The following is an 11,524-nucleotide window of genomic DNA, read 5'->3' on the forward strand; positions in this document are numbered from 1 at the left end:
AAAACTGTTCTCAGCAAAACACGCGAGAGGAGAACATGATGAACGCAACGAATATGGTCCAGGGAAACCTCGCCCTTAAGCTCGAGACGCCTGCAGAACCCACTTTTACGGTTGTTCAGGGTGGCCGCTCCGGCATTCAACCTTTGACCGTAAAGCCTGCTCGCAATCAGCAGGCTGTAGTCGCGCCGGCCCGCGTTGCCCTGAAGGTTCCGACGATTGTCGCCGTCGCCGTTGCGCTTACGCTCTTCTTTGTCCTCGCTACTTCGGTCTTTAGCGCTCGTCACGCCGCGTATGCCGAGTCCGTTTCCAACATTACTTACGAGACCATTCGCGTTCAGACTGGCGATTCTCTTTGGTCGCTTGCCGAGGAATATCCAATCGAAGGCCTTTCCACGCAAGAGACTTCCGACATGATCCGTAACGTCAATCATCTGGAGCATGGTTCGCTCGCCGCCGGTGCGCATCTTAAGGTTCCTGCTCGTTCGTAATCATTATCGCGCTGCGCATGGTACCCTTGTTATCGTTTAAGAGGAGGTACCATGCGCTGTCCCAAATGCGGCAAGGCACATACCCGCGTCGTTGATTCCCGTATGCAGGAGTCAAATAACACCATTAAGCGCCGTCGCGAATGTTGCTCGTGTAACTACCGCTTTACAACGTTCGAGCGATGCGAAGACCCAATCGAGGTCATTAAGTCAGACGGAACCAAGCAGCGGTTTGATCGCAATAAGCTGCTCGTCGGCTTGATGCGAGCCACCATCAAGCGCGATATCGACACTAAGAAGCTCAATGAGATTATCGACGACATCGAGGTCGAGTTGCGCTCTCGCACGCTGACGGCCGTCACGTCCCATGAGTTGGGTGACATGGTGCTCAAGCGCTTGGCCAAGATTGACAAGGTGGCGTACATCCGCTTTGCCTCGGTCTACCGCGATTTCAAAGACGTCGATGAGTTTCTGCAAGAGCTCGACAAGCTAAGGTGATTCCATGTCCAACATTACCGTCAACATAAAGCGTCTCGATCCCACCGTTGAGCTTCCCAAATACGCCCATCCCACTGATGCCGGCTTGGATTTGCGCTCCAACGAGGACTGCGTCCTGAAGCCCTTCGAACGCCGTCTGGTCTCTACGGGGCTGGCCATCGCCCTGCCCGATGGCTACGCCGGCTTCGTCCAGCCCCGCAGCGGCTTGGCCATCAAGCAGGGCCTGTCTATAGTCAATACGCCGGGCCTCATCGACGCCCACTACCGAGGAGAACTCAAGGTCATCCTCATTAACCTAGACCCCACGAACAGCATCCAAATCAACAAAGGCGACCGTATAGCCCAACTCGTCATCCAAGAAGTCCCCACGGTCAACCTCATAGAGGTAGAAGAACTAGACGAAACCGACCGAGGCAACGGAGGCTTCGGCTCCAGCGGCATCGCCTAGGGTGCTCGTATCCCTCCCGCCCGGGGCTTACCTATATCATTCCATGCTCAAACATTCTCGCGTCGCTTCGCTCGCTGCGAAACTGCGCGTGGAACGATATAGGTAAGCCCCGGGCGGGCGGCTACTCGCTTGAAACAATATTTACTTTTCTGGTAAGTCGATGCGATGAAGGGTCGCCTCCTTTGTCGCATCGACTTACTGTATTTATATTTTCTGGTTCCCCTTTGCAGATTCTACTGGAGGGGAATCTGGTATAGCTGCTAGTACGTAAACGCAGCTTACCTGCGGGAGGCCCCTATATATCGTCCCACGCGCAGTTTCGCAGCGAAGCGAGAATGTTTGAGCATGGGATGATATATAGGGGCCTCCCGCAGGTAAGCGGACATAAAGACGCTAGCGGATATGCGCGGGTTTTCCGCCCCAGTAGAAGCGGCAGAAGGCTCTTTTGCGCTTTTGGGGTTTGCCTACGAGCTCCATGGTTGCGATGGCTATGTCTTCGGCTGCGTGGGGGCGGCGTAGTACTTCGCCGTTGATGAGCAGTGCCTTGAGCGACTCAGGATGATCGTGGAGATGACGCAACGTCACGATGAGCTCTCGTGCGGTGGTGACATGCATGCTGGCGCCCATGCCGGTGAGCATGGTGGTGTTGGCCTTTTCCTGGCCATAGGACTTGCCCAGCAGGATCATCGGCAGGTGTGCGCACAGGCATTCGGTGACGGTGAGTCCGCCCGATTTGAGAATTGCCAGGTCGCAGCCGTGCATAAGCGCTGCCATATCATCGACATAGTCCAGAACCGTGACGTTTTCGAGCTTCATGGCGTCGAAGAGCGTTTTGAGGCGGGTGGCATATTCGGTGTCTTTGCCCGGCAAAAAGACAAAGTGCATGTCTTCGAAGCTGCGTAGGAAGGGGAGGGTGCGGTCCATCTCCGCGCGAAAGCGAACGTACGGTTGAGGCAAGCTGGCACCGGCCATTACCAGCACGACGGTCTTCTCGGTGGGGAGGTTGAACTTAGCTAGCTCTTCCTCGCGATCGTAATCCGTGTCGAATCCGGCGCGAATAGGAATGCCGGTAATGCGAATCTTTGTCTCGAGCACCTTGCGCGGACGCAGCGTTTCGGCCATAAATTCGTTGGCAACACAGAATAAATCGGTATCCTTGTGGGGCCACCATCCCTCGACTTCGTAGTCGGTCGGTACGCAGATGACCGGATAATCGATACCCGTAATTACGCGGGCGCCCACGGCAACATTGGCTGCTGTGATGTGCGTTGCAACCACGGCTATGGGCCTGCGGCTACGAATATATTCGTTGAAGGCGGGGAACATAATTCGCGACCATGCCGTTCCGCCACCCCAGAGAAGATGTCCCGTAAGCGTATATCGCCAGGTCAGGTCGTAAATGGGGCGCGTGGCTCCCGTAAAAGAAGCCGCGGTCTTATTGCCGTCGAATTTAATACGTCCAAAATCAAGGATATCGAGCACTTCAATCTCAATATCCTCGGGGATGCCATTGGTGCCGCGGATGAGGTCGAATGCCTGCGCTATCGCATTTGCGGCGGCCTTGTGGCCCGAGCCAACGGAGGCGTGCACGATGGTCACGAGAGGTTTTTGCTGAGCCAGGAGCGTGGTTTGCTCCGATTGGGGAGTGCTGTGCGTGAGCAGGGGAGCGTCGTCACTCGTCTGCGCCTGGTCCATCGATAACTCCCCTTCAGCTTTGTAATACGGATTTATCATTGTAGTGCATGAGTGTCACGTTCACGTAAATTTGGGTACGAGCGCAAAGAACGACAACGTTTCGACGAAAGGACGCTTCATGACTACCGATAAGCCGATCGATGTTGCGATTATCGGTGGCGGCCCCGCGGGCTATGCTGCCGCCATTTATGCTGCGCGTGCCAACCTGACGACGACCGTGATTGAGCAGGGCATGTCGGGAGGGCAGATCGCCACAACCAATGAGGTCGAGAACTATCCGGGTTTCCCGCTCCTGAGTGGCGCCGAACTTGGCGAGCGTTTTCAGCAGCATGCAGAGGGCCTGGGAGCACAGGTTACATGGAGCATGGTTACGGGTATCGATTACGATGCCGATGCAGCGTTGTTTACGGTGCATCACGATATGGGCGATACGCTGGCCTCGAGCGTTATCGCTTGCATGGGTGCCACGCCGCGTCCGGCAGGTTTCGCAGGCGAGGATACGTATCGCGGTCGTGGCGTTTCATATTGCGCAACATGTGACGGCATGTTTTTCCGCGGCAAGCAGGTTTTTGTAATCGGTGGTGGCAATTCGGCATGCGAAGAGGCGCTGTTCCTGTCCGACATTGCCAGCAGCGTGACCATCGTGCTGCGCCGCGACCAGTTCCGTGCGCCCGATGGTGTTGTTCAGAAAGTACTCGCAAAGGACAATATTACAGTTAGGTACCAAACTAGTATTGTGGAGCTATCGGGCGAAGCCATGCCAACGACGATTACCTTTAAGGACAATGCATCTGGGGAAACTCATGCCGAGTCATTTGAGCCCGGCTCGTTTGGCATCTTTGTCTTTACGGGGACGCAGCCACATACCGAGCTTGTTGAGCATCTAGTCGACCTGGCTCCCGACGGCGGCATTGTCACCGACGATTCGATGGCCACCCGTACACCTGGTCTATTTGCCGCTGGCGACATCCGTTCCAAGCGCTTACGCCAGGTTGTGACCGCCGTTTCTGATGGAGCCATAGCGGCAACGAGCGCATACGCGTATCTCCGTGGATAAGTACGATAATATATCTTATGTAAGGTTGCTATCTTTAAACATAGTGGTTGGACGATGCATCAATGTGTTGTCCAACCACTTTTACTTGCTGGCTATGTGGTATGCAAAACTAGATAACCTAGAATACAATATAGAAAATGAACGGAGGACCTTTATGAACCACGTTAAACACGTTATTCCGATGTCCGATTCGTCGGTCAGTATTAAGCCTGAGGATATTCAACCCACGGTGCTGCCCGATGCATTTATTCAGTCCGAAATCGTGCGTAAACTCAATACGTTGAGTCTGCCGCGCTATGACCAGTTGCCCAATGTGACGCTCTATCGCGACCAGGTTATTGAGTATGTTGCGCTGTGGATGGAGCCGCTGTCCATTTGCGTTGAGCACCCTGTCATTACGCCATCGATGATCAATAACTACGTGAAGGTCGGCCTGGTGCCTGCTCCGGTCAAAAAGCAATATGGCCGCGAGCAGATTGCCCGCCTGATCGCTATCTGCCTCTTTAAGCAGGTGTTACCTATTGCTGCGGTGCAGGCACTCTTTAACATTCAGCGATTGAGCTACGATGCCCCGACGGCCTTCGACTATGTGGTTGATCAGCTCGAGGCATCGATTCGAGCGGCATTTTCCGTCGAGCAGACGCCGGTTCCCGATACGGCGCATCAGGTTACGCGTGAGTCGCTGCTCGTGCGCAGCGCAGTTTCGTCCTTTGTTTCGAAGGCGTATCTGATGAGCTACCTCAAGTTCAATGGGTTTAATAGCTAGCCGAAGTATAAAACGGGCGGGACAAAGAGCCATCTGTCGCTTTGTCCCGCCCGTATTTTTGCTTGGTTGGACGTTATTTGCCCGAAGCTACGCCCATGCCGTAGCCGATGATGAGGCCGTGCATCTCGGCGTAATAGGAATCCAGGCCGTTGCAGGGCATGATGATGGTCTTGGAGCCGGGCCAATGCTCGACTATGCGGTCAGTAAGCGCCTGGGCTCCAGCTTCGTTCTCAACGTGATCGATGATGACCTCACCGCCCGTAAAGCCCTCAGCTTCCATGGTGTCGATGATCTTGTTGAGCATCTTCTTTTCGCCACGCGTGTGACCGACGAGTTCGATTTTACCGGCCTCACTCGCCGTGCCCAAAATGCGGATATTGAGCTTGTTGGCAATGACGCCGGCTGCCTTAGGGATACGTCCGGCTTTGGCCAGGTTTTCGTAATTGCACAAGCTGAAGAGGATTTTGCTGTTCTGCTCAAGGCTATCGAAGTATGCGCAAGCGTCCTCGAATGAGACATCCGGATTGCTTGCAAGATAGCGGTCGAACAGCAAGAAAATGAGGTCCATTTTGCCGCCAGCTGCGCGCGAATTGACAAGATGAATATTGCGGTCCGGTTCCTCGGCAAGAACCATATCGCGAGCCGTGGCTGCTGCGTTGTAGCTGCCCGACACGCCCTCAGAGATTGGCATGCAGATGGTCTTGTCTGCCAATTTGAAGAGCTCGGCCCACTCCCCTACGCTGGGACAAGCGCTCGAAGAAGCGTTCGTCTCCGCCTGAACAGCGCAGTTGAGCTCATGAACATCGAGCGAAAGGTCATCGATGAATTCACGCTCCCCCACTCGAATTTTGAGGGGCGCAAATGCAAAGGTGGTATGGGGCGCGGTCGGTTGCCAATCGCGGAGGTTGCAGCTTGAATCGGAGATAAGTGCCCAGCTCATAGAGGGTCCTTTCTAATTGTTCCTCAACAATTATAGCCATCTTGCAAACTGAATGTACGGCTATCTAGTTTTGAATACTAGATAGCCGTACAAGATTAGAGAAAAAAAGAATGGACCTCGCGACTTAAAGCCACGAGGTCCACATTCACACGCTGTGTAAGATGACTTAGTAACGCACGAAGATATAGTTGTTGTTCATGCCGGCGGCAACGGAGCTGATGATAACACCCGTGTTGTAGTCGGAAGCATGAATCATCTGACCACCACCGATGTAAATGCCGGTGTGGTACGAGTTGACCACAACGTCACCGGGCTGCGGATCGGACACACGCGTCCAGCCCATAAAGGTACCCGTGGTGCCCAGGCGGCAATAGCGACCAGTGAGACAATAGCTAACAAAACCAGAGCAGTCGAAGCTGTTCGGGCCAATTCCGCCCCAGGAATAAGCGCAACCAAGCTTACTGTATGCACGCGAGACAACAGAACCACCATCGACGGACTGGCTCGGAGCAGAAGGCGTCGGAGCCGGAGCGGGCGTGGAGGGCTGCGGCGTCGGAGCAGGTGTCGGCGTAGGAGCCGGAGTGTTGCCGCCCTGGTTGTTGTTATTGCTGGTCTGACCACCGTTGTTGGTGTTCACGGTCGTACCGGCAGTCTCGTTGCTCACCGTGGCCTTCTCGGCAGTACTGGCGTTGATGCCGGCCTGCAGCGCGGCGTTGGCCTCGGCCTCTGCGGCAAGCTCGGCCTGCAGCTGCGAATCCAGGGAGTTTACGACGTTCTGGGCTTCAGCCTGCTGGGCGTTAAGCTCGTCGACCTTCTTTTGCGTGGTGGCGACGTTCTTCTCCTGCTCGGCCTGCTTATCGGTGAGCTGCTGCTTAAGCTCCTTGACCTCTTGAATGGTCTGGGCTTGCTTATCGGAAACTTTGCCGTAGTAGAACAGACGGTTGAGCATATCGCTCAGATCATCGACACCCGTCAAAACCTGAAGCAGGCTCAGACCGCCGGTTTTGTACTCGCCGGCGACATAGGTTGAGAGCTTGGCCTGACCATCGGCGATCTCCTGCTGCTTTTGCGTGATCTCGCCGGCAGTCTGATCGAGCGCCTGCGTCTGCGTGGCAAGCTCATCGTAAATCTGCTGGGTTTGGGTGCCGATCTGCTCGAGTTTCGTACGAGCAGCGGCAAGGTCGGATGCGGTATCGGCGTAGGCAGGAGCCGCGAGGCCCAAGCCCAAAACACAAGCAAGGGTTGCCGTAGCAGCGCAGCGTGCCATGTTTTTGTGCGTGTTTGCTGTGCGCATGTAGCTTCCTTTCCAGTAACTAAGGGTAACGGCTAGCCTACCGTCACCAGGCTAAAGAGCTCCACATCGTCATCAGACGGCGTGAGCTTCTCGCGCGGGTTGAGAAACGCAAGCTCAAGGATACACCCGTAGCCCACAAGCTTTGCGCCCATATCTCGCACAAGTTTACCTGTTGCCTCGACGGTTCCGCCCGTCGCGACCAAGTCGTCCAGAATCAACACGGTATCTTTAGAGGTAATGGCATCGGCATGGATCTCGATAGAGTCGGTGCCGTATTCGAGCTCATAGCTCTGGCTCACCGTCTTGCGGGGCAGCTTGCCCGGTTTACGTGCGGGAACAAAGCCGGCGCCCAGAGCGACGGCCACGGGAACGCCCACCATAAAGCCGCGAGCCTCGGGACCCACGACCTTGGTGATTCCCATGCCGGCAAAGTGCTCGGCGAGGGCATCGGTCATGGCTTTGAGCGCCTCGGGGTTGCCAAAGAGCGGCGTGATGTCTTTGAAGATGACTCCGGGCTCGGGATAGTCGGGGATGTCGACGATTTGAGATTCGAAGTCGTACATTGCATGACCTTTCAATGGGTTGCCGAAATATCAGCAGCGGTTATTTTCCCGCGGTGACGGTGCCGGATTGCGAAGGGGCGACGACCTTGAGCGGCTTTACGAGAGAATCCTCGTTCGAAGCCGGCGCGGTAGTTTCTTCGTTTTTGGCCTTGGTGGACTCGGAGCGAGCAATTTCCTCATCGAGTGCATCGATGTCAGCGTCCTCGACCACGGCGTTAAGCGACTCAAAGACACGGTTCTTAAGGAGCGCGGTGTGCACACCCTCGGTCAGGTCGTGAAGCTTCTTAAACGCACGCTCGAGCTTGGCGTCGCGTTCGTCGTCGGAAGTGTCCATGCCGAGCATACTCACGAGCACCTGCTCAAACATCGAGGACTCGCGGTTTGCCGAAGATACGTACTGGCGCAGGTTTCGCGGCTCGATATGGAAACGTGAAAGCTCGGAGCAGTAACGGATGATCGGGAAATCGCGGCCATCGACAAGCTCGCGGTTCTGCGGGCTCTTGATGATGCGGATAAGATCGTTCTCGGCAAGAGAGCGGATAAACGAAATCTCAACACCGAGCATGTCGGGGATCGTCTCGATGGGGTGCAGCTTTTGCTTGGTCTCCTTGGGCTCCGTCTTAAGCGGAACATCCGACAGAAGACCCACCTCGTAAGCCAAAGTGGACAGGTCCGTGGCGTTTTCCAAGCGCTGCTTAATGACGTTAAGCGGCATGTAGCGGGTCTTCTGCAGGTGCAGGATGACCTCGAGACGGTCAACGTCTTCCTTGGAGTACTGGCGATACCCCTTAGGCGTACGATGAGGGGTGATGAGCCCCTCATCTTCTAGAAATCTAATTTTTGAGTTCGATAGATCGGGGTATGCGCCTCGAAGTAGGTTGACGACTTGGCCGATACTCAGATAGTTGCGTTCGGCCATGCCCTACTCACCGGTTTCGATGCGCTCCGGCGTGCTCTCGTGGTAGATGAGCGTAAACGTACCGATCTGGACGGAAGAACCGTCGTGCAGCGGGGCTGCATTGACGATGGCACCGTCGACCCAGGTGCCATTGAGCGAGCCCAAGTCCTCGATGCGAGCGCCGAGGCCCTCGCGGATAATGCGCGCGTGGCTGCGCGATACGGTCATGTCATTGAGGAAGATGCCGTTCGCAGGATCGCGGCCGATGGTGGTCACGTCGTCCTCGAGCTCAAAGGCGGCACCAGTCTGCGGACCCTTGACGATGGACAGAACGGGGGCGGTGATGCGCACGTTGGCCATGAGGTCGGGAACGGTGACGTCGCTTGAAGGCACGCGGAATACGCAGGTAGCGTCAGCAGTCTTATCATTCTGAGGCATATTGTTAACCATGTTGTCCATGACAACCCCTAACTTATCGCGGACGTGCCGCAAATAATGAACCGTACGTAATCATACCCCAACGAATCAGTCTTCGATTTCAGGGTTCAGAAAGTCGATGTCCTCGTCCTCGGGATGCGCGAGAGCCTGTTTAATGGCCACTCCGCCCTTAATGGAATAGATGACAGCCGTGAGCATGGAGAAGATCACGCCGCCGTACACAAAGAAGATGCCGAGGGGCACCGAGCTTCCGTTGAGGCCCGGGAAGGCCGTAAGGGTTGAAGGTAAAAGATGCAGGCCGTCAATAACGGGGAACCCGAGCAGCATGAGCGAGAAGCCGGTCATGAGCAGTGCAGTGGCAATCTTTCCGGGAAAGACGACATCGATGGGGCGACGGTGATAATGACGCACGATAAGCGTGCCGATGCCCAGATAGATGTCGCGGCCAATAATGAGCACGCAGACCCAGATCGGCAGCTCTCCGCGAACCACCAGCCCAAGTACGCCGGTGAACAGCAGCGCACGGTCGCAGATGGGATCCATGACCTTGCCGAGCCACGAGACCGTCTTGGTCATGCGGGCGATCTGACCGTCCATCCAGTCGGTGGAGGCGGCAACGGCGTAGATAACGATGGCGATGACGCGGTTGTTATCCGTCACAAACAGGTACAGAAATACCAGGGTGAGGATCAGGCGCGTAAAGGTGATGAAATTGGAGATCGTAAAGATCTTATTCGACGGGTAATCGGAAGTGCCGATAAGCTCCTTTTTGATCTTCTTTTTGATGCCCACAGGACTCCCCCGCTGGTTAACGACAAAACTTTCGATACTATACCCGTTCCGGCGATGTCTATCCAGCGTAAGCATAGAGAGTCCAGACATATGGAGGATGCTACTGGGTTGTGCGGCATTCTGCATTTGTGTACATCAGCCTCCAAATATGACATTTTTCGGCATCTTTGATGGCTGATGTACACGTTTTGATTCGGTGATTACATCGATCGGGAAAGTTGTTGCCTTAAGCAAATTAATCATGATGTGCGGGTCGAGAAGGGTTGGCGCCAAAAGAGCCCAACGGCCGTTACGGCTTCGTTAGAAACACGCCCCACCATGGATGGTGAACCCGAAAGGTAAGGCGCGCGGGCACGGTGACTCGGCCCGCGCTCCCGGAAGAGAAAGGACGAACCCATGGGTTACATGCTCGAGACGCGCGGGCTCACCAAGCGCTTCGGCCGCGGCGACCAGGCGCAGGACGCCGTGGCCGACGTGAGCCTTCATATCCGCGAGGGCGAGGTGTACGGGCTGCTCGGTCCCAACGGCGCCGGCAAGTCGACAACGCTCAAGATGATCTGCGGGATGCTGCGGCCGACGGCCGGGGAGATCCTCTTTGCCGGGCACGCCTGGCGCCGCGAGGACCTCTACGCAATCGGCAGCCTCATCGAGGAGGCGCCGCTCTACCCCAATCTCACCGCGCGCGAGAACCTGCGCGTGCGCACCACGCTGCTGGGCCTTCCCGAGAGCCGCATAGATGAGGTGCTCGCCGCCGTGGACCTCGCGGACACCGGGAAGAAGCGCGCCGGGCGCTTCTCGATGGGGATGCGGCAGCGCCTGGGGCTCGCGCTGGCGCTGATCGCCCGGCCACGCCTGCTCGTGCTCGACGAGCCCACCAACGGGCTCGACCCCATCGGCATCGAGGAGCTGCGCGACCAGATCCGCGGCTTCGCGGCGGCGGGTACGACGGTGATCGTCTCGAGCCACATCCTCTCCGAGGTGCAGCAGATGGCGGACACCATCGGCATCATCTGCGGGGGGCGCCTCGCCTACGAGGATGCGCTTCGGCCCGGGCAGGACCTCGAGGAACTCTTCATGAGCTTCTGCCGGGAAGGGCGACGAGCGCGCGGGGAGGTGGCGGCATGACGGGCGAGAAAGGCGGCCTGCTCGCGGCCCTGCGCGCCGAGGCCCTGAAGTCGCGCCACGCGGCACCGGTTCGCCTGGCCGTGCTCATGGCGCTGCCGATGCCGCTGCTCGGCGCGATGCCCTACCGGGGCGTGCAGATCTTCAGCGCGTGGAACTACTGGTACGCGCTCTTCCTGCCCGTGTGTCTCTCGCTCGTGGTGGCGTGCGTCGCGCGGGCGGACGCTCGCACGCGGATGCGGGGGCTTCTGGGCCTGGGCTTCCCGCTCGGGCGCGCCTGGTGGGCCAAGGCGCTCTGGTGCCTCGCGCTCTGCACGCTCTCGAACCTCGTGGTCTTCGGCATCTACCTCGCGGGATCGGCGTTCTCCTCGGAGGGCCTCACGGCCGCGGGCACGCTCACGATGCTCCTCTGCGCGCTCGCCAACACGGTGACCGCGGCGTGGATGATCCCCGCAGGGCTCTTCCTCACGGCGCGGCTCGGCATGCTCGCGGGCATCTTCTGCCCGCTCGCCGCGCAGCTCGTGGGTG

14 protein-coding genes are annotated in these 11,524 nt (G+C 57.0%); 7 read left to right on the plus strand and 7 right to left on the minus strand.

Going from position 1 to position 11,524, the window contains the following annotated elements; all coding sequences use genetic code 11:
• Positions 1-38 precede the first annotated feature (38 nt).
• Genes DXC67_RS02885 through dut form a run of 3 tightly spaced genes read left to right on the plus strand, consistent with a single transcriptional unit; the run spans position 39 to position 1,431 of the window.
• On the plus strand, positions 39-488 hold the full coding sequence (locus DXC67_RS02885; protein ID WP_158549288.1) for a LysM peptidoglycan-binding domain-containing protein: 450 nt from the start codon (positions 39-41) through the stop codon (positions 486-488).
• 51 nt (positions 489-539) lie between these two features.
• The gene (gene nrdR, locus DXC67_RS02890) at positions 540-983 is read left to right on the plus strand and encodes a transcriptional regulator NrdR (protein WP_022093781.1); all 444 of its coding nucleotides are present in this window, start codon (positions 540-542) and stop codon (positions 981-983) included.
• 4 nt (positions 984-987) lie between these two features.
• Positions 988-1,431, plus strand: coding sequence for a dUTP diphosphatase (dut, locus tag DXC67_RS02895; RefSeq protein ID WP_117637271.1), 444 nt, complete (start codon positions 988-990; stop codon positions 1,429-1,431).
• Between the two features lie 393 nt (positions 1,432-1,824).
• Here dut and DXC67_RS02900 read toward each other — a convergent pair whose 3' ends face one another.
• The gene (locus DXC67_RS02900; protein WP_117637272.1) at positions 1,825-3,126 is read right to left on the minus strand and encodes a glycosyltransferase; all 1,302 of its coding nucleotides are present in this window, start codon (positions 3,124-3,126) and stop codon (positions 1,825-1,827) included.
• 118 nt (positions 3,127-3,244) lie between these two features.
• Here DXC67_RS02900 and DXC67_RS02905 point away from each other — a divergent pair, with 118 nt between their 5' ends.
• Both DXC67_RS02905 and DXC67_RS02910 read left to right on the plus strand, forming a co-directional pair.
• A complete protein-coding gene (locus tag DXC67_RS02905; RefSeq protein WP_117637273.1) occupies positions 3,245-4,183 on the plus strand; it encodes an NAD(P)/FAD-dependent oxidoreductase in 939 nt (312 codons plus the stop codon).
• 154 nt (positions 4,184-4,337) lie between these two features.
• Positions 4,338-4,949: a DUF1836 domain-containing protein gene (locus tag DXC67_RS02910; protein ID WP_199410565.1), complete on the plus strand. Its 612-nt coding sequence runs from the start codon at positions 4,338-4,340 to the stop codon at positions 4,947-4,949.
• Positions 4,950-5,022: 73 nt separating this feature from the next.
• Here the strand turns inward: DXC67_RS02910 and DXC67_RS02915 are convergent, their stop codons facing one another.
• The 6 genes from DXC67_RS02915 to DXC67_RS02940 form a co-directional block, all read right to left on the minus strand.
• Positions 5,023-5,889, minus strand: a complete 867-nt coding sequence (locus DXC67_RS02915) for a DegV family protein (protein WP_117637274.1) — start codon at positions 5,887-5,889, stop codon at positions 5,023-5,025.
• 166 nt (positions 5,890-6,055) lie between these two features.
• Positions 6,056-7,183, minus strand: a complete 1,128-nt coding sequence (locus DXC67_RS02920) for an NlpC/P60 family protein (protein WP_199410566.1) — start codon at positions 7,181-7,183, stop codon at positions 6,056-6,058.
• A gap of 32 nt (positions 7,184-7,215) precedes the next feature.
• Positions 7,216-7,746, minus strand: a complete 531-nt coding sequence (locus DXC67_RS02925) for an adenine phosphoribosyltransferase (protein ID WP_117637275.1) — start codon at positions 7,744-7,746, stop codon at positions 7,216-7,218.
• Between the two features lie 40 nt (positions 7,747-7,786).
• Entirely contained in the window at positions 7,787-8,665 is an 879-nt protein-coding gene (locus tag DXC67_RS02930) for a MerR family transcriptional regulator (protein ID WP_117637276.1), read from the minus strand.
• 3 nt (positions 8,666-8,668) lie between these two features.
• Positions 8,669-9,103: an FHA domain-containing protein gene (locus DXC67_RS02935; RefSeq protein WP_006236002.1), complete on the minus strand. Its 435-nt coding sequence runs from the start codon at positions 9,101-9,103 to the stop codon at positions 8,669-8,671.
• 66 nt (positions 9,104-9,169) lie between these two features.
• Positions 9,170-9,874: a CDP-alcohol phosphatidyltransferase family protein gene (locus tag DXC67_RS02940; RefSeq protein WP_089573364.1), complete on the minus strand. Its 705-nt coding sequence runs from the start codon at positions 9,872-9,874 to the stop codon at positions 9,170-9,172.
• 396 nt (positions 9,875-10,270) lie between these two features.
• Between DXC67_RS02940 and DXC67_RS02945 the strand changes: the two genes are divergently transcribed.
• Both DXC67_RS02945 and DXC67_RS02950 read left to right on the plus strand, forming a co-directional pair.
• The gene (locus DXC67_RS02945) at positions 10,271-10,999 is read left to right on the plus strand and encodes a lantibiotic protection ABC transporter ATP-binding protein (protein ID WP_055250122.1); all 729 of its coding nucleotides are present in this window, start codon (positions 10,271-10,273) and stop codon (positions 10,997-10,999) included.
• The coding region (locus tag DXC67_RS02950) for a hypothetical protein (protein ID WP_117637277.1) at positions 10,996-11,524 on the plus strand (529 nt) is incomplete at its 3' end. The genes DXC67_RS02945 and DXC67_RS02950, both read left to right, overlap by 4 nt.

This window comes from Collinsella sp. TF07-1 (assembly GCF_003437235.1).
Taxonomy (GTDB): Bacteria; Actinomycetota; Coriobacteriia; order Coriobacteriales; family Coriobacteriaceae; genus Collinsella.